Origin of the sequence: Saccharibacillus sp. O23 (genome assembly GCF_002205895.1) — a bacterium.
Lineage (GTDB): Bacteria > Bacillota > Bacilli > Paenibacillales > Paenibacillaceae > Saccharibacillus.
Window position 1 is genome coordinate 46,432 of sequence record NZ_NJDE01000011.1, and the last position, 19,887, is coordinate 66,318.

The window sequence follows — 19,887 nt, forward strand, 5'->3', positions numbered from 1 at the left end:
TTTGGATTCAGAACAGATTAACCTTGTGCGGAAGCTTGGACGCAAAGCCTTCCGCGTACCCCAATCCCTGTTTCTGCGCAAGCAGGGAATCGCGCGCCCGCACCCGTTCCACGTACTGCGCGGTAAGCGGAGTCGCGACGTTATCGTTGCCTCGGCCCGGAGCGGCGAACTGCGATTCGTAGCAGCGCAGCGCTTCTTCCTTGACCGCATAGACGTCCGTAACGTCCACCATCAGATCGGTAGGTCCGGGATCGTTGATGAAATAAAAATAAAGCTGTTCCGCTTGGACCGGAGGAAGCTCAGGCATGTAGCGGCGCAGCTTCGCGTTGAACACGGCTTCTTCCACCAGCCCGCTGCACGCGATATGGTCGGGATGCCGGTCTTCCCAATAAGGAGCGAACACGATCCGCGGCGCATGCTTGCGAATCTCGGCCGTGATCCGGCGGATATGTTCTTCCGTGCGGAAAAGTCCGCGATCCGCCAGTCCGAGATTGCTCCGCACGGCGAGGCCGAGTACGGCGGCGGCCGACTCGGCTTCTTGTTTGCGCAGCTCTACCGTGCCGTTCGACGACATTTCCGCAAAAGTCAGATCGCAGATGCCGACGCGGTAGCCCGCGCGCGTATGTTTGACGATCGTGCCCGCCATGCCGATCTCGGCATCGTCGGCATGCGCCCCGAAGATCAGAATATCGAGCGGCTCACTCATTGGTCTCGAGTCCCGGCTTGTACTTATGTACCAGCTCCCGCCAAGCGAAGTCGCCGCGCATGAGCGCCTTCACGAGAATTTCCGCCGTCGCCACGTTCGTCGCTACCGGAATGCCTTGCACGTCGCAGATGCGAAGCAGCGCCGTGATATCCGGTTCGTGCGGCTGGGCCATCAGCGGGTCGCGCAGGAAAATGATCAGGTCCAGTTCGTTCTCGGCTACCAGCGCGCCGATCTGCTGATCGCCGCCGAGCGGGCCGGATCTGAAGCGGTGGATCTGCAGATCGGTCACGTCCATGATCCGCTGTCCCGTCGTTCCTGTCGAATACAGCTCGCAGCCTTCGAAAGCCTGTTCGTAAGCCGTCACGAAATTGACCATCTCGTCTTTTTTGCGGTCGTGCGCGATAAATGCGATCTTCATCAAGATCCCTCTTTCCGTCATCGATAAAATCGTTCCTTAACTCCGATAATCCATTACATCACGTGTTCGAAACCGTACACCATGCCCGTATAAGTCATGACTTTCTCGACTCCGATCTTGACTCCCGGCATATAGCCCGCGCGTTCGTAGGAATCGTGGCGAATCTTGAGACTCTGCCCGTACCCGCCGAATACGACTTCCTGCTGCGCGAATACGCCCGGCAAACGCACGCTGTGAATACGGAACCCGTCGTATTCGCCGCCCCGCGCGCCCGGCAGGATTTCTTCTTCGTTCGGATTGCCCTGCTTGAATTTCTTGCGCGTCTCCGCGATCAATTCGGCCGTTTTGATCGAAGTCCCCGACGGCGCGTCCAGCTTCTGGTCGCCGTGATATTCGATGATCTCGACATGCGGCAGGTATTCGGCGGCTTTGGCCGCGAACTGCATCATGAGAATCGCGCCGATCGAGAAGTTCGGAGCGATCAGTCCGCCGATGTTCGCTTCGCGGCACAGACCGTCCAGCTCTTGAATCTGTTCCGGCGTAAAGCCCGTAGCGCCGACGACCGGACGCACCCCGTGCTTGATCGCCGTCAGCGTGTTGCCGTAGACGACGGAAGGTACCGTGAAGTCGACGAGCACGTCCGGCTTGGCAGCGCCCAGCGCCGCGTCCAGATCGCCGACCGCGATGATTCCGCAAGGTTTGACGCCGACGAGTTCGCCCGCGTCGCTGCCCGCGCCGGAGCGGTCGACAGCCGCGACCAACTCGAGATGTTCGTCCGCCAGCACCATCTTCACGACTTCCCGTCCCATCCGTCCGCTAGCGCCGGCGACGGCCACTTTGATTTTTTCGCTCATTGTTGTTCCTCCTCCTGCTGCGGGTCGGCGTCGATTCTCGTCCAACGATCCTTGTCGCGAGTATTGAATTTATGCATGACTTTGTCATGCGCTTCGGTCAAGTCGATATTCAGCGAATTGGCGAAGCACAACGTGATGAACAGAATGTCCCCCAGCTCCAATTCGATGGAATTGTCTTCTTCTCCGCTTTTTTTCGGCTTCTCGCCGAAGCTGTGATTGACTTCGCGCGCCAGCTCGCCGACCTCTTCGGTCATTCGGGCGAGCATCGACAGCGGACTGAAATATCCTTCTTTGAACTGCGAGATATAACGGTCCACTTCGCGCTGCATTTCCGCCAGACTCTTTTCCATGACGGCATTCGCCCCCTTTCGCGATCCAAGCTCTGTTGCACTCTTCCTTATGTTATCGCAAAGGCATTTTGAACACAAACCATTTTCGCGACGCGCGGGAGCGCTTATCGCCTGAACCGATCCGCGCGCGGACCATAATCGAGCCGGTATAGTATACTGAAAAGGCGAAAGGCGCGACGGTGGATTCCGCGGTCCGCTCGCGCCCTGCCGGTGCTTGGGTCGATCATGATGCGAAGCATGCTCCGCCGGCACGCAACTCTCATATTGAATTCGGTCAGCGTACTCGATTCGACGATACGGAGGAACTTCTCATGAACATGGACTCGACTGCCGCCAAAATCCGCACGGTAGCGGCTATTCTGCTCGGAACGGCGCTTTACGCGTTCGGCCTGCTTTACTTCATTATTCCCAACAAATTCACCGAAGGCGGCGTCACGGGCATCACGGTGCTGCTCAACTACGGACTCGGCATTCCTACCGCTTTGTCGACGCTCGTCTTGAACGTGCCGCTCGTGATCCTCGGCTGGCGAATCCTCGGTCTGGGCCAGATCGTGTACACGGCCGTCGGCATCGCTTCGCTTTCTTTGTTTCTATGGTTGTTTCAGGTCTTGTTCGACCGCGGAATCCTCGTGCAGCACGCGCACGATCCGATTCTTGCCGCTTTGTACGCGGGCATCGTCCTCGGTCTGGGACTCGGCATCGTGTTCCGCTTCGGCGGCACGACGGGAGGTTCGGACATCATCGCCCGCATTCTCAACCGCAAAAAAGGCTGGAGCATGGGACGGGTCATCCTCGCGATCGACGTCATGATCATCGGCTTGTCGCTCTTTTTTATCGCGGAAGAAAAAGTCTTGTACACGCTCGTCGCCGTCTTCATCGCGTCCAAAGTCATCGACTTCGTGCAGGAAGGCGCTTATGCCGCGAGAGCGTTCATGATCATCAGCAACGAAGCCGAGCCGATCGCCGACCGGATCATGGCCGAGATGGATCGAGGCGTCACGCTGATTCCGGCTTTCGGCGCTTATTCCAAACATGCCAAACATATCGCGTACTGCGTCATCTCCCGCCAAGAGATCCGACAGCTCCAACTGATCGTGAAGTCCGTCGATCCGCGGGCGTTCATCATCGTGAACGACGTGCATGACGTTCAGGGTGAAGGTTTCCGAGAATAAGACGGGTTAATGTGACGTTGAAGCTTCCTTCACCCGCCAGGTGAAGGTTTCCGAGAATAAGACGGGTTAATGTGACGTCGAAGCTTCCTTCACCCGCCAGGTTAAGGTTTCCGAGAATAAGAAGGAAAGTCCGCCGAGCGGGCGCCGCGGCCGGCCGCTCGGATCGCCAGCCAACCGAGCAGCACGCTGACGGCGGTCAAAGCGAAAGTGAAGTTGCGGACTTGGTCGAGCCGATCCAGATGTTCGGGCGACAGATAAGGGAAGATGCCCAGCGTATAATCGGCCGTATCGTTCGCGAACGTCCAGATCGCGGCCGGAATCAGCCACAAAGTGCCCAGACTGAAAAAGCGGACATACAGCAGCGCTTCGATCGCCATGATCCCGTGCGAAGCGATCAGCATCCAGCTTAACGGCTGAATCGGATTGCCGAGCGCCGCGTCCCAGACGATGATCGAGATCGCCCATACGCCGTATTTGACCGAAGTCACGACCGCTAACGCTTCGATCAAGCGAACAAGGCCGCCCATGAAGCGCGAAGACGGAGGGAACAGCAAACCGAGCAGCGCAAGGGTGAAAAAGAGGCTTCCCGTCGGGCTGTCCGGCACGAATACGATCTGCCAAGCCGGACGATTCGCCCAGACGTCGGCCAACTGGCCTCCGTACCAGTAATAACCGTAGACGGTACCGATCAGATTGCTGACAAAAAGCAGCCAGAGAATCCGGCGATCGGTCAGCAGGGCTCGGCCCCATAACATTGAGAACGACATGTGGTTATTTTCCTCCCGAATGGACGATATGTATCTAAGCGCGCTTGCCGCTTATCGGCAAGCCGTACCTCCATAAAAAGCCTGACCGCGTCGGCGGTCAGGCTTTTTATGGACCCGTTTCTATTTTAACTGTCGTTTCGTCAAGTTGGCAAGCTCGAGGATTCGGTCGTTTCCTTATCTCGTTCCAAACTTTTCAGTTCGCTGGTCAGAGCCAGAAAAGCCAATTCGTCCCCGTTAGCGAGAGCCGCGTCGATCTCTTGCTGCAGCGTTTCGCAGCGGCGTCTGCGAAGCGCCTCGTCCCAGATCATCTCGGCAGCCAGACCCAACATCACTTCGTAAGCAGCTTTCATCTTGTCCAAAGGACGCACCTCCCGAGTTATGGTGTCATCAGCGGAAGCTAATCATGCTTCGACAACTTTCGGCCGGTTCGGGAATCCCCCGCGAACCTGCGTGACCTCATCCTATATGCCTGTTTGCGTCTAGAGAAATTGTGAGCGTCATCATTTTCGACGGTATCGGAAGGAGAAAGCAAAAACAAGCCGCCTCCTTTCTTTGCTTTTAACCATTATCGAAAACTTTGCACCAGAAAACGGAAAAAAAGCACGGAAATTTTGAAGAGATTAATCGCCTCCGAACGAATCGGACTCAATAAAAAAAGCCTTCGCTGCGGCGAGAGGCTTGATTCGAGCGGTTCGGCCGAAGCGGCCGACGACTTTTTCAGCTGCGATGTTCGCCCGAGGTTTCGGGTTCGGCAAGCAGATGCCGCGTACAGTTATACACCAACGGTTCCCACAGATCGTCGCGCTTCTCCAATACGGACAACGACAGATTGCCGATCCGTTCCGCTTGGCGGTCCGTGTAGAGAGCCGCGTACAAGCGCGACAGAAGCCCTCCGTGGGTAACGACCAGAATATTGCGATCCGGATATTTGACTTCGAGATCGGCCATGAACGCAAGCGCGCGTTCTTGCAGCGCTTCGACTTTCTCTTGGCCTAATTCCAAGTCGTTCCAGCCGGCGCCGTAACGTTCTTCGCGCTCCGTCAAAGTCATGCCTTCGATCTGTCCGAATCCGCGTTCGGTCAGACGCTCGTCCGCGTCGAGCAGCGGAAGTCCGAGCTTGTTCGCGATGATTTCCGCCGTTTCCCGCGCCCGTTTCAATCCGCTCGAAACCACGAAATCCCAACGATACTCTTCTTCGGCCAGACGCTGCGCCAAACGCGCCGCTTGACGGCGTCCTTCCTCATTGAGCGGAATGTCGCTGCGCCCCTGAATCCGGCCGGCCGCGTTCCAATCCGTAAGCCCGTGTCTGATCAGTCCGATTAACATCGACGTCTTCCGCCCCTTCGTTTCTATGATTTCCGCCTAGGCGGAACTTATTTGCGCATCGTGGCCAGCCGGGTAAGCGCCAGCAGCGCAAGTCCCATCCCCGTCAGCGACAAGAACATCCAATACTGCGGATGAGTCGGGCCGATCTGCGCGAACAGCGGCTCGACGATTCCCCGATCCGAATATTGCCCTTCGTCCTTGTCCGAATCGCCGGAATCCGACACGCCCGCATCCACCGTCAGCGGCTGCACGATTACTCCGGCCGGTACGTTCTGACTCGCGCTCTGCGGCCGTTCCGGAACTCCCCAACCGGCCAAGTAGACGAAGCTGACGAGAAAGACGGCGAGCAGCGCGCCGATCCAGATCGCCGCCCGGCTGCGAAACCGGTGCTGCGAAGCGTAGGTTTTGGTTTCGCCCGGCAGCAGCCACGGAGACTCTTCGTAGATCCGGTCCATGACGCCCCGGTTCATCCGCTCGGCATCCATGCTCGGCAGTTCGAAGGACGCTTCTTGAAGCAGCTCGTCCAAATCGGGAAACTCTTCCGAATCGAAAGACGTTTCGGGCCGTTCTCCCGGTCCGTCCGTCTCGTTCTTGGGAAGGTCCGATCGCCGGGAATGGGGATTCCAGCGCATGCCGGCCCGATGTCCGTCTTCTTCTCTACCCTTCATTCGGTCTCATCCCCTTGTAAAACTCTTCTTCGTAGACCGGTCCGTAATAGTAGGGTTCAAGCTGATTTTTGATACTGAGGCGCGCCCGGAACAGCAAAGACTTGACCGAGCTGATACTCTGTCCCAGAATCCGGGCGATCTCTTGATAGTCCATCTGATCGTATTCCCGCAAAATCAGCGCGGCGCGCTGCTTCTCGGGCAGATTGTCGATCGCGGAACGCACCATCCCGACCTGTTCGTTGCGAAGCAGCGCCTGCTCCGGTACCGCGTCGGTCGAAGCGTCGGCGACGAATTCGCCGTCTTCGAGCGGTACGCTGGCCGCGCGGTGGCGGCGAAGTTCGCTCAGCGCCGTGTTGCGCGCGATCGTATACAGCCAAGTCGAGAAGGAAGCTTCCACCTCGCGGAAAGACTGCAAGCTTTTGAATGCTTTATAGAAAGTTTCGGAACTGACATCTTCGGCAAGATGACCGAGGCCCGCGCCTTTTAACATATAGTAAGTAAACGCCAGAATTTTGCGCTGATAGCGCCGCATGAGAACCGAGTAAAGTTCGACATTCCCCGCTTTAATTTCCCGAATCAACTGGGAATCTTCCATCGAAAACGCGCCCCTCCCTCGCTTGCCGCAAAAAATCTACAGCCCATTTTATCATATCGTCGATATTTTGCAAAAAACCCTTACACTCGACTCATAGACGTACGGGAGCTCGATTAAGTTGCAGCATGCGGCGAATTTTCTCTCTTTTTTTGTTTTTACCCGTTTTTCGCTACGAATTCACAGGCCAGACCCGACGATCTTCCGCATCGAGCACCGCTTCGATCTCGTCGCCTTGAAGCACCGCCACATACCCTTTCGGCAGGGCCAATACTTTGAGCACGCCGGGACGCAGCGTCAGCAGCTGAAACACGTAATATTTGCGAAGTTCTTCTTGTTCGACCTGTCCTTCGGCCGGCCCCAAATACCAACCGGATATGCCGTCTCCTCGCCCTTCGGTTCTTTCCAGATAGATGCGCTCCGACTCGAACGCACGCTCCGAAGCGATCAGCGTGTCTTGGAACAACGACGTTTCTCCGTCCGCGCCGGTCAGCTTGAGAATATGGTTCTGAGCCAGTTGCACCGACAGGGTCGCCGACAGATCGTCGGTCGTGCGCGCGAACGGATTGCTTGCGTAATCGGGCGCGAGAATTTCGACCCGGCCGTTTTCCGGCTCGTGCACGAACAGGATGCTCCATCCGACTTGAATCTTCATGCCGTCTTCGAGACGCCCGGCCCGTTCTTCCGTATCGCGAAACAGATTCAGCAGAAATTCCCCCTGCTTGTCCAGCGCTTCCTCGCATTTGAGCGAAAATACTCTTCCGCCGATTTCTTTGGCTTTCGTGATCAACATTCGGTCGTCGCCTCCCCGTTTCAAGTTTCTTGTTTCGTCCCGGCGAATCCCGTGTCCGAATTACTTCGCGCCGCGGATGCGTTCCTGCTCTTTGACGTGTTCATGGTAGTCCCAGAACGCCTCTTCCCGGCCTGCGCCTTCCAGCAGCGTCGCCACCGCGTAAGAAACGATATCGACCCACTCCGCCATCTGCCGAAGCTGTCCGTCGTCGATCAATTCGTTGCGCCGCAGCATGCCGTCCGGTTCGAGCGCCCAGGCTCTCGCGTATTGGCAGATGCTCCACAAGCAGGAGATGACGGAACGATCCAGCGTATCTTGCTCGAATTCGTCGGCCAGCACGTCCAAGATTTCCATCAGCTCGTGAAAATTGGCTTCGATCAGCGTGCCGTCGAAAGGTCTGAGCATGCCGAGAAATCCTCTCGTCAGCCTCTCGTCTTCCAAATCCTCATGCACGTAAGCGTGCTTTTTCAACAGCTCTACGGCTTCTTCTCTATTCATGTCCGATTGCTCCTTTGCTTTAAACGCATCAGCACTTTCAGCACGCCCGAACGGTTCTTCGCCAGCTTCAGTTCTTTGGGCAGCCGATAAGAAGCGGCCCGCAGCGTAGGCCCGTTCGGTTTGACGCGCAGGTCGGCCGATATATAGTCGATCAGATAATTCAAATGCCGGCGGTTCAGCGCCCAGATCGGCGTGCCTTTATAACGGTCCCGGAAATAAAGCGGCAAGCCGAACATCGGATCCGTTCCTTCGGCGCTTACCGATCCGAATACCCGGCCGCCGGGCAGCTTGCGCAGCGGGACCTGTTGATCCGCGCCGCAGTTCGGACAGGCGACATGCGCGTTTTTGTGGGTAATCCGTCCGGCATCCGCAACCGCTTCGTTGAACCACAGGCCGCAGGCGTCGCAGACGCCGCTTGCCGCGTACCGCAGCCCTTTGTCCGGTTCGATCGCCCGATACGCGCAGGACAGGCAGCGAAGAAGTCCTTTCCCGCAGTCTTCCGCTTCTGCCTTCATCAAGATCTCCGCCGCTTCTCCGCACGCGGGACAAGCGACATATACCTGCCCGCCGGAGCGAAGCACGTAATAAAATGAATACGGTTCGCCCGGCTCGTCGACGAATCTTTGGCTCACTTTCCGCGCCTCCTTCGGTTGGCTGAAATCGCCGTGCCGCTCGCCGGATCGGCTTCAAGCCCGCGTAAATACGAAAGCCCGGCCGTCGGCGTTCAAGACCTGCGCCTGCCCGAGTTCCGCCAGCGGCCGCTTCCAATGGATATGACCGCAGCAGACCAACAGCGGCGGCCCGGCTTCGAGACGCCGCCGAAGCTCTTCGTGGCCGCGCCGGTCGCCGCCTTGTCCGCTCGGTCCTTGATGCAGCAGCAGTACGTCCGGGCGTCGCGCCAGCAGCCGATCGACTTCGCGCAGAAATCGTTCTTCCGGCATCCGGTTGGGACGCCCTTCGCGGCCGACGATGCCGCCGAGTCCGGCCAGCGCGATGCCCGATACATCCCGTACGCCGGGCGAGCCGAAGAATTCGGCATTGCCGCATGCGTCCAATTCCGCTTCGCCGCCGGGCGGCAGAAGATCGTGATTGCCGGCTACGCCGCAGGCCGCGCCGAACGCTCGCGCGAATGCCCGCCAGACCGGCAGCGGATCGCCGCTCGAACCCCGGACTTCGGGATCGGCATACAGATCGCCGCACAGCAGCGCCAGCGTCCGCCGCGGTTCCAGCCGCGGAAATTCGTATTCCAACAGCAGCGCCAACCGCTCCGCCAGCTCCTCGCCGAGCAGCCTCGGCCCGGAACCGGGCGCTTCGCAGACGCCTTGAAGATCGGACGCGACGACAAGCGCGTCGAGTCCGGGCGGCAGCCCTTCGATCAAGCCCGCGTAAACGGGCAGATCGGCGATCGCGCTTCCGCCTCCCGTCAGCGCCGAGCGGTACGGAACGCGATCCGCCGGTTCCGGCTCGATCTTCAAGATCCGCATTCGTTGTTCCTCCTTGCTGTACCGTTGCGTTCAGAACGGTTTTTGGCCTTTGAACGGGGCGAACCGCGACGGATCCGCTCCTTTCAAGCGAAGATGCGCCAGCGCGTCTTCCCGATTCGCGAACTCCGACCGTTCTTCCTGCGCGCAATCTTCCATGATCTCCATTCGCCCCGCGTCCACGGCGAAGAAATAGGTCTGGTAACGTCCGTCTTTTTTGCGGATCGCATACTGCCTCCACTCTTCTCCGCCCGAACAATCCGCGCAAGGCTTCGTTTCTTCGTAGCCGCGGACGCGTCCGCGTTCCACGGCCCGATGCCAACTTTGTTCGACCGAAAGTTCGCCGTCGCCGCTCATCGGAACTCTTCCGGCATCGCAGCTTGCAGTTTGGCGCGCAGTTTCTCCGCCAACTTGCGGAAACGGCTCCGTTCTTCGTTGCCTTCGACTTCGTCTTCGCGCAGCTGCAGCCAATAATCCCCGTCGGCCAGATCGTACATCTCGAGCAGCGTAATCTCGGCGCAAGCGGGATTCTCCAGCACGGCGAACATCGGCTCCGCTCCGTCGTCCCAGTTATAGCCGCTCACGAACGCGTGCAGCAGCACCACGGAATCCAGCGCGCGAACCGCTTCGATCTGCGCTTCTTGATCTTCGTAATCCAGCAGCGCGTCCAGTTGCGCCTGTTCTTCCGATGTCAGCGTCAGCCGTACCGCTCCTCGGGTATCGAGCAGCAGATCCGCCAAGGCGCGATCGCCTCTCGACGCCGCGGCATTCCACGGCGTATCGCGGATTCCGCGCGGCGAGTCGATCTGCGCTCCGTATTTCAGCAGCAGCTTTACCGCGCCTTCTTGATGGAACTTGATCGCTTTGAGCAGCGCCGTTTCCCCGAGCTTATCCGTCACTTCAAGCTCCGCTCCTCTTTCCAACAGGATCTCCACGGCTTCCGTCGGCAGCTTGTACGTCATAAACAACATCAGCGGCGTGCGCCCCCGCTCGTCCCGCTCGTTCACGTCCAGCTCGCCTGCCGCGGTGCGGACGGCATGTACATTTTTGGTTCTGGCGATTTCCGACCAATTCGTCATGTTTCGGCCCCTTTACAGAATCTTCTCGTTCTCCATGATTGCTTCCCTTACAGTATCCTATGCGCCTGCGTCCAGTTCAAGTCGAAATCGCCGATTCCGCGCCGCCCGACGCCTTCCCGCCGAATTCGACGATATTTTCGTAGATCAATCTTCGTCCGCCCGGCAGCTCCAAATCCGCGTGGTAATGACCGAACCACCAGCTCCCGAACGACAGCCGATCTTCGATCCGTTGAAAATAATCGTGCATCCCGTCCGGTTCGACTTCGGTGCCGATCCGCTGCCCGATCGATTCCAGCGCCGAACGCGAACACGTATGCGTGAGCACGATATCGACTTTCCAATCGTGGCGCTCCAAGTTTCGCAGACCTTCCGCATACTCGGTTTCCGACGGCATCTCCCTCGCCCACCAAGATACGCCTTCTTTGCGGAACTCCCGGTCGTGCGAAGCCGCTCCTCCGAACGCGAACAACGTCAATCCTTCAAGTTCGAAGACTTGTCCACGCGTCAAATGCAGCACGCTGTCGTTGATGCGCCGCGCTTTGCCGCCGTTCCACTCCTCTTCCGGAAAGCGTTCCAGCAGATCGAAATTCTCGTGGTTGCCGTCGATAAAAAGCGTCGTGAACGATTTCGTGCGGTCCAGCCATTTCAACCAGAAACGATCTTCGGCGTCGAGATTCCAGATCAACCCGAAGTCGCCGACCACGATGACGTAATCGTTTTTCGTCAAGCCTTTTTGCCGGGGAAAATTCCGCATGTTGAGCCGCCGGCCGATTCGCGGCGCGCCGTGCACGTCTCCCGTTATGTAGATCATGATTTTCCCCCCTTTTCTAATGCGTATCTTTACAGTATACCGTTCTTCGGACAAAACCAAAAACGGAAGCTTCGGCTTCAAGCCGAAACTTCCGCAGCTGCGTTCGATCGAAAACGTCAAGACCATTCCGACGACTTCATATATGCTTCCATCCGCTCGACCAGACGCCGGCGTTCGGCGATCCGCTGCTCGTCGATCAAGTAACCGGCGATCGCGCGATCCCCGTTTTTCTCGAATTGCAGACGATAACGTTGAAGCACGTAACTTCCGGCCGGATCTCCTTCGGCTTCCCAATGGACATGCAGCTCGAGTCCCAAACGACGATGAATCGCGCTGAACAGAATCGAACCGTAAAACCAATCGATCGTTTCCGGCGAAGGGTCCAATTCTTGCAGCGCGTTCACGTCTACTCTCCAACCGCCGGGCACGCGCAGCGGTTGCAGCTCCGGCTTAACCATGCTTATTCCTCCCTGACCTTTCGACTGAACGGACGTCCTGCTTCCGCGTTGCGCGGCCGGCAGCGTCCTCGTTATGATTTTACCCTTAACGATCGCGTTCAGAACGGCAAGACAGCAAATTCCGGGCAGCGGCGACAGAAGGGCTTCGAATTTGAACAGCGTCCGTGCAGCCGTTTCGCGTTCGCGCGAATCGCCGCACAAAAAAAGGCCGCTCACTGTGAGCGGCCCGCGCACTATCCAAGTGCGCTTATAGAATAGGAGTGGAGAGAAACCATACTGTAGTTTTATTATATGTATACGCTTCCAAATTGTCAACGCTTTCTTTTCCTTTTTTGTCGAAAAGTTAGAATGACGCAAAAAGACCGCCGTTCCGGACGGCGGTCTTTTTGCGCTTAACTCGAAAAAGCTTACGGACGTTTCTTCATACGTAGACGTCGAATTCCAGACTTCCCAGCGCTTCCCTCGCCCGCTCCATCTGCACTTCGTCGCGGAACGACAAACGCATAAGACCCGGCACGTCTTCCCGGCTCTCGATGATCTGGAGATTGCTGAGGTTGATGCCGCGCGAGCCGAGCTCGGTCGTGATGCGGCCGATGATGCCCGGATGGTCGGGCACGTCGAGATACAGGTCATAGGTCTTGGCGATCACGCCTTTGCGGCGCTCCGGCAGTTCGTTGCGGAAATCGCCGGCTTCTTGGAAACGCGCCGAGATCCCTTCTCCGTCTTCGCGCTCCAACTGGTCGATAAAGCCTTCTACCTGCGCATTCCAGTCGCGTAGAAGCTTTAAAAGGTTGAAGCGGTTGTTCAGCAGAATGTCTCGCCAGACGACGGGGTCGCTGGACGCGATCCGGGTGATATCGCGGAAACCGCCTGCGGCGAGCGTCCGATACAGCGGATTGCTTTCGTGGTAACCGCTGATCTGGTTGACGAGCGCCACCGCGATGATATGCGGCAGATGGCTGATCGCGCCGACGATCTCGTCATGCTGGCCCGGTTCCATGCAGATGACTTTGGCCCGGGTGAACGACAGCAGCCGGCTTAACGCTTCGGTCGCCTGCGGATCGGTGTCCGGCTCCGGCGTCAGTACGTAATACGCGTTCTCGAACAGCAGCGACGTCGCCGCCTGCACGCCCGAACGTTCCGAACCGGCCATCGGATGGCCGCCGATAAAGCAGGCGTCGCCCCAGTCCAACTCTCTCGCCCGCGCGGCGATCGAAGCTTTGGTGCTGCCCACGTCGGTGACGATACAGCCTTTTTTCAGCGGCAAAGCATGGACTCGTTCCAAATAGTCTTCCAGCAGCCCGACGGGCGTGGAAAGAAAAATAAAGTCGGCATCGTCTGCCGCTTCTTCCAGCGACAAGGTCGCGGAGTCGACGACTCCGCGTTCCACGCACAGATCGGCGAGGTCCTGCCGGTGGGAGAAACCGACCAGCTCGACGCCCGGCTTTCCGCGAAAGCACAAGGCGAGCGAGCCGCCGATCAGCCCGACGCCGATCACGGCAATTTTCATAAGAGGTCAGCCTCGCTTCGTTAAGGGTTGCAGGGAAAGCTTCCGTCTTTAGACGGTCGCTCCCTGTTCGTTCAATGCTTCTTCGAACGTCCGGATGAAGATCTCGTTCTCTCTCGGAGAACCGACCGTCACACGCAGATACGTCGGATACAGCTTGAATCCCGCACGCGCGATGACCCCTTTTTGCAGCATACGCTGGAACAGTTCCATGGCAGGCTGCTTCGTGTCGACCATGATGAAGTTGCCGTTCGCCGGCAGATGGGACAAGCCCAACCGGTCGAATTCTTTTTGCAAGAACAGAAGGCCTTCGGCGTTCTTCGTCCGGCACGATTGCACGAACTCCTGATCCGCCAATGCCGCTTTGGCCGCGGCCTGCGCGATCCGGGTCGTATTGAACGGTTCGCGCACTTGGTTGATCGAACGGATCACCGAAGCTTGCCCGACGCCGTAACCGATACGCAGCGCGGCAAGGCCGTAGATCTTGGAGAACGTGCGCAGAACGACGACGTTCGGATACTGCGACAGCAGCTTCGTGCCGTCCGGATATTCTTCGTCGGTCACGTATTCGAAATAAGCTTCGTCGAGCACGACCATTACCGAAGACGGAACGCGGTCGAGGAAACTTCTCAATTCGGTTTCGCTGACGATCGTGCCGGTCGGGTTGTTCGGGTTGCAGATCCAGACGATCTTCGTCCGGTCCGTTACCGCCGCCAGCATCGCTTCGAGATCGTGTTTGCCGGCTTGAAGCGGCACTTCGATGCTCGTCGCTTTTTCGATATCGGCATTGCTCTTATAGACGGAGAACGTGGCGTCCGCCATGATGTTCTCATCGCCTTCCGACAGGAACGCGCGCGCGATCAAGGCGATGACTTCGTCCGATCCGCAGCCGAAGATGACCTGATCGGGATTTACGGACAGATACTCCGCTACCGCAGCCGTCAATTCGACCGCTCCGCCGTCCGGATACAAGTTGAATTTGGTCAGTTCCTCTTCGATCGCCGCTTTGACGCGAGGGGAAAAGCCGTACGGATTTTCGTTCGAAGCCAACTTCACCACTTCGCTGAGACCGTATTCTTTTTGGACTTCTTCGATCGGTTTACCGGGTTGGTAGACCGGAAGGTCGACGATATGCGCTTTAGGCTGCATGAATATTCCCCTACTTTCCTGATTTGGCGTGTTGCAGTACGACAGTGTCGGGACGCAACGACGCTAAAAGTATAGACTCGCGCGGGAGACGAACCGGGCGGGCAAAGACGGACCGCCGGACAGGCGATTCGTCTTTGCCCGTTCGTTCACCGGGCAAAATCGTTATACCTTTAATTCTGCCACAAATTCGCGAATTTGCAAGAGCGCATCTTCGCGTTTGTCGGCGTTCATCAAATCGGGGATCAGCGATTCGATCTTGCGGACGATCGCGCTGCCTACGACGACACCGTCGCAAATCTCGGCGAAACGCTCCACCTGCTCGCGGCTGGAGATGCCGAATCCGACCGCTACCGGCAGATCCGTACGGGAGCGCACGTCGCGGATAAAAGCATCGACGCCTTCATGGAACGAAGCGCGTTCGCCGGTCACGCCGAGCGACGAGACGCAGTACACGAAGCCGCGTCCGTTGTTCAAAATTTTCTCGATCCGCTCGCTGGACGTCGGCGCGACGAGCGGAATCAGCGCGAGGTTCTCGCGATCGGCGCGTTCGAGCACGTCCGCCGCTTCTTCGTGCGGAAGATCGGGAATGATCAAGCCGCTGATCCCGTGCTGTGCCGCTTCGGCGAAGAACGTGTCCAGCCCCGTTTGCAGTACCGGATTGTAGTAGGTGAACAGCACGAACGGCATCTTCACGCCGCGTTCTCTCGCCTGCTTCGCAACGCCGAGACAAGTGCGCACGCTGATAAGCTGCTGAAGCGCGCGCGCGGAAGCCCGTTGGATCACCGGTCCGTCGGCGAGCGGATCGGAATACGGCACGCCCAGTTCCAATACGTCCGCGCCGGCCGCTTCGAGCTGCTCGATGATCTCGAGCGTCGTTTCGATATCGGGATCGCCTACCGTCAGGAACGGGATAAGCGCGGTGCCGCCTTGTTCGCCGATCCGGCGGAACGTCTCTTCGATCGCGTTGGTCTGGGAAGCGCCGGCCGACAAACCGCCTTCCGCCGTCGGATTCAAGGCGATGCGCCCGATCAGGTTCTGCCGTGTGCTCATTGCGCGTTCCCTCCTTCGTTTTCGTAAGCCATGATCGATTCCACGTCTTTGTCGCCGCGTCCGGACAAGCAGACGACAAGCAGCTTGTCCGCGCCGAGCGTCGGCGCGATCTTGCCCGCTTCGGCCAGCGCGTGCGCCGATTCCAACGCCGGAATGATCCCTTCGGTGCGGCAGAGCAGCTTCAGCGCATCCAGCGCTTCTTCGTCCGTGATCGGCCGGTATTCCGCTCTTTTGATGTCTTTGAGATACGAATGCTCCGGACCTACGCCCGGATAATCGAGTCCCGCCGAGATCGAATGGGCCGGCTGAACCTGACCGTATTCGTCCTGCAGCAGATAGCTCATCGATCCTTGGAATACGCCTTTGGTGCCGAGCGTCATCGTGGCCGCGTGCAGCGGCGTATCGATGCCTTTGCCTGCCGCTTCGACGCCGACGAACTTCACGTCTTGATCCTGCACGAACGGGTAAAACATGCCGATCGCGTTGCTGCCCCCGCCGACCGCCGCCACGATCGTGTCCGGCAGGCGCCCTTCGCTCTCCAGAATCTGGCGCCGCGTCTCGTCGCCGATCACGCGCTGGAAGTTGCGGACCATCAGCGGATACGGATGCGGACCGACCGCCGAACCGAGGATGTAGAACGTGTCCTGCACGTTGCTGACCCAGTAGCGCAGCGCTTCATTGCCCGCGTCCTTCAGTGTCTTGGTTCCGGAAATGACCGGCACGACTTCCGCGCCGAGCATTTTCATCCGAAATACGTTCAACTGCTGGCGGTGCATGTCTTCTTCGCCCATGAATACTTTGCATTCCAGACCGAGCAGCGCCGCCACGGTCGCCGTCGCCACGCCGTGCTGGCCGGCTCCGGTTTCCGCGATGACTTTCTTTTTGCCCATGCGAACGGCCAGCAGGCCTTGACCCAGCGCGTTGTTGATCTTGTGCGCGCCGGTATGGTTCAAGTCTTCGCGCTTCAGGTAGATCTTCGCTCCGCCGAAATGTTCGGTCAGACGTTTGGCGTAATACAACGGCGTCTCGCGGCCGGAATACTGCTTGAGCAGATCGTTCAGTTCCGCGTTAAAAGCTTCGTCCGCCGAATAATGCAGATACGATTGTTCGAGTTCGATCAAAGCGTTCATCAGCGTCTCGGGAACGAAGCGTCCTCCGAAATCGCCGTAGCGTCCTTTTGCGTCCGGTACTTGTTGAATCATGATAAAGCCACCCTTTCCGCGAATAAAGTCATTTTATGAAGGTCTTTGAGTCCGTCCGTTTCGACGCCGCTCGAGACGTCGACGCCGTCCGGCGCGTATTGTCGAATCAATTCCCCGGCATTGTCCGGAGTAAGTCCGCCCGCCACGAACAGCTTCAAGCCGCGGGCGCGGGCCGCATCCCGGTAGAGCGGGATGATCTCCCAGTTGAACGTGCGGCCGGAACCGCCGCCGTAAAGCGGATCATGCGTGTCGATCAGCAGCGCGTCGGCCGCTCCGGCGTAAGCCTCCGCGATCGCCTCCGCGCGCTCCGCATGATTCGCTTGAAGATCGCCGCCGCTGTCGGCGTCAAGGCCGGAACCGTCTTCGCGGATCGAAGACGCTTTGAACACCCGCACCCCGAAACGTTCGCGGACCGCCCGGCAGAATTCCGGGCTTTCTTGGCCGTGCAGCTGCACGACGTCCAGCGGGGCGGCCGCAAGGGCGCGGTCCAGTTCGTCCATCGTCGGATCGACGAACACGCCGACGACCTGCGGCTTTGCCGACGACCTTTGCGGCGCGGAGCCGCCGTCGGCCGTTTCGGGTTCCGAAGCCGCAGCCCGTAAGCCGCGAAGCTCGGCGATCAAAGCTCCCGCCTCCTCCGGTTCTACGCGGCGTTTGCTGGGCGCGAACACCAGGCCGATATAATCGACCCGAAGTTCCGCCGCCCGGCGCAGCGCTTCGGGCGTCGTGATGCCGCAGATCTTGGCCTGCGTCATCGCGATTCCTCCGCGCGGGAAGCTCCGGCTTCCGCCGGCAGCGGCCCCATGACTTCCGCTACCGCTTCGCCGATGACCGGCCGGCGCATGAACGTCTCGCCGATCAGCACGCCGCGCGCGCCTCCCGAAGCCACGTACGCGATGTCTTCCGCCGTGCGGATGGCGCTTTCGCTGATCAGCAGCGCCTGCGCCGGCACGCGCTTCGCCAATTCGACCGTCGTCGCCAGATCCGTCTCGAACGTATGCAGGTTCCGATTGTTGACGCCGATCAATCCCCGGTCCGTCACCTGCAGCACGTTGTCCAGTTCTTCGGCGTTATGCACTTCGATCAACGTATCCAGCCCGAGCGATTCCGCGACCTGCTTCAGCTCCCGCAGCCGCTGCGCCGGCAGGATGGCCGCGATCAGCAGAACCGCGTCCGCGCCGATCAAGCGCGCTTCGTAGATCTGCGTTTCGTCGATGACGAAATCTTTGCGCAGCAGCGGAAGTCCGACCGCCGCGCGGATATCCGTCAGATAATCCGGGCTGCCTTGGAAATAATCCCGGTCGGTCAGCACGGACAAGCAGTCCGCGCCCGCCTCTTCGTAAGCGCGGGCCAACTGCACGGGATGGAAATCTTCCCGAATGAGCCCTTTGGACGGCGAAGCCTTTTTGACTTCGGCGATCAACGCCATACCGGGCCGTTTCGGACGGCGCAGCGCCGCTTCGAAACCGAGCGTAGGCGGCATGGCCGCGATGCGGGATTCGGCTTCCGCAAGATTCAGCGTTTCTTTAAGCGTTTGAACTTCTTTTTTCTTCGTCTCTACGATTCGATCAAGATACATATCCGCACTCCTCCGTTACCCGCACCAATTGTTCGAGTTTATTCAGGGCCAAGCCCGAGTCGACGATATCCGCCGCGATCCGCACGCCTTCGGCCAAGTCGGCGGCCGTTCCCGCCGTGTAGATGCAGGCGCCCGCGTTCGCCAGCACGATGTCGCGGCGAGCGCCGCGCTCGCCCGACAGCACGCTCTGCACGATGCGCGCGTTGTCGGCCGCGTCTCCGCCGAGAATGGCTTCGATCGGATGCCGCTGAAGCCCGAGTTCTTCCGGCGCGATGTCGTACGTCCGCACGATGCCGCCTCGCAGTTCCGAGATCCGCGTCGGTCCGGAGACGCTGATCTCGTCGAGGCCGTCGAGTCCCGCGACGACCATCGCGCGCTTCGCGCCCAGATTGCCGAGCACCGAGGCGATCTGCTCGGTGCGGCCGGCGTCGTAGAGACCGAGAACCTGACGGTCGGCGCCGGCCGGGTTGGTCAGCGGGCCCAGCAGGTTGAACACCGTGCGGACGCCCAATTCGCGGCGCGGCCCCGCCGCGTGCTTCATCGACGGGTGATACGTCTGCGCGAACAGGAAGCAGATGCCGATCCGGTCCAAGCATTCCGCCGCTTGATTGCCCGTCAAGCCGATATTGACGCCGAGCGCTTCCAGCACGTCGGCGCTTCCCGCGCGGCCGCTGGCCGAGCGGTTGCCGTGTTTGGCGACGCGGACCGAAGCGGAAGACGCGATCAGAGCGGACGCCGTCGAGATATTGAATTTATGGATGCCCGAGCCGCCCGTGCCGCAGGTGTCCAGCAGACGTTCGCGGGAAGTGCCGACGCGGCCGGAGAAGCTGCGCATCGCTTCGGCGAATCCGGTAATCTCTTCGACCGTTTCGCCTTTCATGCGCAGCGCCAGCAGGAAACCGCCGATCTGCGCGGCCGTCGCTTCGCCGCTCATGATGCTTTCCATCGCGCTTCTCGCTTGTTCGCGCGTTAGCGATACGCCTTCGGAAGCCAGCGCCAGGGCTTCTTTGACATGAAGCGCGGCTTGAGGGCGCCCCGCGGAGCCTTGATGTTCAAAAGTTTGTTCGAATGCTTGCATGGATAATCTCTCCTTCGAGGTCGAATGATGTTCGAGCGCCCGAGGCTGCCTGCCGGAATTCCGCCGCGGCGAAAGGTATAAAAAAAACCTCCGCTTCGCAGCAGAGGTCTTTGGCCGAAACGGTCGTCGCTTGATCGCGCAATGACCGAATCCGGATTCCGAAGGATCGCATTCGTCGATGTATAACCCGAATAAATCCGCGGACGGTCTTCCGTGAATTTACCGCTTATACGTTAACTCTGCTCAGCCTGACTCTGCTCTGTCTTGCGGCCTGCGCCGCATCGGTCCCTACGGACCCCACGATTCTCCGCAGCCGCCCGGCAACACTCCTGTTCCCGGCGCGGAAGCG

The 19,887-nt window shown here is 59.1% G+C and carries 25 protein-coding genes; 1 reads left to right on the forward strand and 24 read right to left on the reverse strand.

Features of this window, described 5'->3' with window-relative positions:
- Nucleotides 1-7 precede the first annotated feature (7 nt).
- From bshB1 to CDO73_RS15985, 4 genes are read right to left on the reverse strand one after another with little or no spacing between them, the layout of a single operon-like run.
- On the reverse strand, nucleotides 8-706 hold the full coding sequence (bshB1, locus tag CDO73_RS15970; protein WP_088489528.1) for a bacillithiol biosynthesis deacetylase BshB1: 699 nt from the start codon (nucleotides 704-706) through the stop codon (nucleotides 8-10).
- The gene (gene mgsA, locus CDO73_RS15975) at nucleotides 699-1,127 is read right to left on the reverse strand and encodes a methylglyoxal synthase (protein WP_088489597.1); all 429 of its coding nucleotides are present in this window, start codon (nucleotides 1,125-1,127) and stop codon (nucleotides 699-701) included. Before mgsA ends, bshB1 begins: the two co-directional genes overlap by 8 nt.
- Nucleotides 1,128-1,177: 50 nt before the next feature.
- A complete protein-coding gene (gene dapB / locus CDO73_RS15980; protein ID WP_088489529.1) occupies nucleotides 1,178-1,978 on the reverse strand; it encodes a 4-hydroxy-tetrahydrodipicolinate reductase in 801 nt (266 codons plus the stop codon).
- Nucleotides 1,975-2,328, reverse strand: a complete 354-nt coding sequence (locus tag CDO73_RS15985; RefSeq protein ID WP_088489530.1) for a nucleotide pyrophosphohydrolase — start codon at nucleotides 2,326-2,328, stop codon at nucleotides 1,975-1,977. The genes dapB and CDO73_RS15985 overlap by 4 nt, the downstream gene beginning before the upstream one ends.
- A 311-nt stretch (nucleotides 2,329-2,639) precedes the next feature.
- On the opposite strand from CDO73_RS15985, the gene CDO73_RS15990 reads away from it, so the two are divergent.
- The gene (locus CDO73_RS15990; RefSeq protein WP_088489531.1) at nucleotides 2,640-3,500 is read left to right on the forward strand and encodes a YitT family protein; all 861 of its coding nucleotides are present in this window, start codon (nucleotides 2,640-2,642) and stop codon (nucleotides 3,498-3,500) included.
- A gap of 101 nt (nucleotides 3,501-3,601) precedes the next feature.
- Here the strand turns inward: CDO73_RS15990 and CDO73_RS15995 are convergent, their stop codons facing one another.
- From CDO73_RS15995 to trpD, 20 genes are all read right to left on the reverse strand, one after another.
- A complete protein-coding gene (locus tag CDO73_RS15995) occupies nucleotides 3,602-4,267 on the reverse strand; it encodes a DUF1405 domain-containing protein (protein ID WP_088489532.1) in 666 nt (221 codons plus the stop codon).
- 140 nt (nucleotides 4,268-4,407) lie between these two features.
- Nucleotides 4,408-4,626, reverse strand: a complete 219-nt coding sequence (locus CDO73_RS16000) for an IDEAL domain-containing protein (protein ID WP_088489533.1) — start codon at nucleotides 4,624-4,626, stop codon at nucleotides 4,408-4,410.
- A 358-nt stretch (nucleotides 4,627-4,984) separates the two neighbouring features.
- Complete coding sequence (locus CDO73_RS16005; RefSeq protein ID WP_088489534.1) at nucleotides 4,985-5,593, reverse strand: histidine phosphatase family protein; 609 nt, start codon at nucleotides 5,591-5,593, stop codon at nucleotides 4,985-4,987.
- A 47-nt stretch (nucleotides 5,594-5,640) separates the two neighbouring features.
- The gene (locus tag CDO73_RS16010; RefSeq protein ID WP_088489535.1) at nucleotides 5,641-6,261 is read right to left on the reverse strand and encodes a hypothetical protein; all 621 of its coding nucleotides are present in this window, start codon (nucleotides 6,259-6,261) and stop codon (nucleotides 5,641-5,643) included.
- The gene (locus CDO73_RS16015) at nucleotides 6,251-6,856 is read right to left on the reverse strand and encodes an RNA polymerase sigma factor (RefSeq protein ID WP_088489536.1); all 606 of its coding nucleotides are present in this window, start codon (nucleotides 6,854-6,856) and stop codon (nucleotides 6,251-6,253) included. Before CDO73_RS16015 ends, CDO73_RS16010 begins: the two co-directional genes overlap by 11 nt.
- A gap of 169 nt (nucleotides 6,857-7,025) precedes the next feature.
- Nucleotides 7,026-7,646 carry an immunity protein Imm33 domain-containing protein gene (locus CDO73_RS16020; RefSeq protein WP_088489537.1) on the reverse strand — a complete coding sequence of 207 codons (621 nt, stop codon included), beginning with the start codon at nucleotides 7,644-7,646 and terminating at the stop codon, nucleotides 7,026-7,028.
- 60 nt (nucleotides 7,647-7,706) lie between these two features.
- Nucleotides 7,707-8,144: a hypothetical protein gene (locus CDO73_RS16025; RefSeq protein WP_088489538.1), complete on the reverse strand. Its 438-nt coding sequence runs from the start codon at nucleotides 8,142-8,144 to the stop codon at nucleotides 7,707-7,709.
- Nucleotides 8,141-8,776 (reverse strand): hypothetical protein, encoded by a 636-nt coding sequence (locus CDO73_RS16030; protein ID WP_088489539.1) that lies wholly within the window; start codon nucleotides 8,774-8,776, stop codon nucleotides 8,141-8,143. Before CDO73_RS16030 ends, CDO73_RS16025 begins: the two co-directional genes overlap by 4 nt.
- 54 nt (nucleotides 8,777-8,830) lie before the next feature.
- Nucleotides 8,831-9,628, reverse strand: a complete 798-nt coding sequence (locus CDO73_RS16035) for a metallophosphoesterase family protein (RefSeq protein WP_088489540.1) — start codon at nucleotides 9,626-9,628, stop codon at nucleotides 8,831-8,833.
- A gap of 30 nt (nucleotides 9,629-9,658) precedes the next feature.
- Nucleotides 9,659-9,982, reverse strand: a complete 324-nt coding sequence (locus CDO73_RS16040) for a hypothetical protein (RefSeq protein ID WP_088489541.1) — start codon at nucleotides 9,980-9,982, stop codon at nucleotides 9,659-9,661.
- Nucleotides 9,979-10,704 carry a DUF4274 domain-containing protein gene (locus CDO73_RS16045; protein WP_088489542.1) on the reverse strand — a complete coding sequence of 242 codons (726 nt, stop codon included), beginning with the start codon at nucleotides 10,702-10,704 and terminating at the stop codon, nucleotides 9,979-9,981. Before CDO73_RS16045 ends, CDO73_RS16040 begins: the two co-directional genes overlap by 4 nt.
- A 76-nt stretch (nucleotides 10,705-10,780) precedes the next feature.
- Nucleotides 10,781-11,515 (reverse strand): metallophosphoesterase family protein, encoded by a 735-nt coding sequence (locus CDO73_RS16050; RefSeq protein WP_088489598.1) that lies wholly within the window; start codon nucleotides 11,513-11,515, stop codon nucleotides 10,781-10,783.
- 116 nt (nucleotides 11,516-11,631) lie between these two features.
- On the reverse strand, nucleotides 11,632-11,973 hold the full coding sequence (locus CDO73_RS26505; RefSeq protein ID WP_143536139.1) for a hypothetical protein: 342 nt from the start codon (nucleotides 11,971-11,973) through the stop codon (nucleotides 11,632-11,634).
- Nucleotides 11,974-12,394: 421 nt separating this feature from the next.
- A complete protein-coding gene (locus CDO73_RS16060; RefSeq protein WP_088489544.1) occupies nucleotides 12,395-13,483 on the reverse strand; it encodes a prephenate dehydrogenase in 1,089 nt (362 codons plus the stop codon).
- A 48-nt stretch (nucleotides 13,484-13,531) separates the two neighbouring features.
- Nucleotides 13,532-14,629 carry a histidinol-phosphate transaminase gene (gene hisC / locus CDO73_RS16065; protein WP_088489545.1) on the reverse strand — a complete coding sequence of 366 codons (1,098 nt, stop codon included), beginning with the start codon at nucleotides 14,627-14,629 and terminating at the stop codon, nucleotides 13,532-13,534.
- A gap of 162 nt (nucleotides 14,630-14,791) precedes the next feature.
- A complete protein-coding gene (gene trpA / locus CDO73_RS16070; protein ID WP_088489546.1) occupies nucleotides 14,792-15,679 on the reverse strand; it encodes a tryptophan synthase subunit alpha in 888 nt (295 codons plus the stop codon).
- Nucleotides 15,676-16,878 (reverse strand): tryptophan synthase subunit beta, encoded by a 1,203-nt coding sequence (gene trpB / locus CDO73_RS16075; RefSeq protein WP_088489599.1) that lies wholly within the window; start codon nucleotides 16,876-16,878, stop codon nucleotides 15,676-15,678. Before trpB ends, trpA begins: the two co-directional genes overlap by 4 nt.
- Nucleotides 16,878-17,636 carry a phosphoribosylanthranilate isomerase gene (locus CDO73_RS16080; RefSeq protein ID WP_088489547.1) on the reverse strand — a complete coding sequence of 253 codons (759 nt, stop codon included), beginning with the start codon at nucleotides 17,634-17,636 and terminating at the stop codon, nucleotides 16,878-16,880. The genes trpB and CDO73_RS16080 overlap by 1 nt, the downstream gene beginning before the upstream one ends.
- The gene (trpC, locus tag CDO73_RS16085; protein WP_088489548.1) at nucleotides 17,633-18,460 is read right to left on the reverse strand and encodes an indole-3-glycerol phosphate synthase TrpC; all 828 of its coding nucleotides are present in this window, start codon (nucleotides 18,458-18,460) and stop codon (nucleotides 17,633-17,635) included. Before trpC ends, CDO73_RS16080 begins: the two co-directional genes overlap by 4 nt.
- Nucleotides 18,450-19,538 carry an anthranilate phosphoribosyltransferase gene (trpD, locus tag CDO73_RS16090; RefSeq protein ID WP_088489549.1) on the reverse strand — a complete coding sequence of 363 codons (1,089 nt, stop codon included), beginning with the start codon at nucleotides 19,536-19,538 and terminating at the stop codon, nucleotides 18,450-18,452. The genes trpC and trpD overlap by 11 nt, the downstream gene beginning before the upstream one ends.
- Nucleotides 19,539-19,887: the final 349 nt, after the last annotated feature.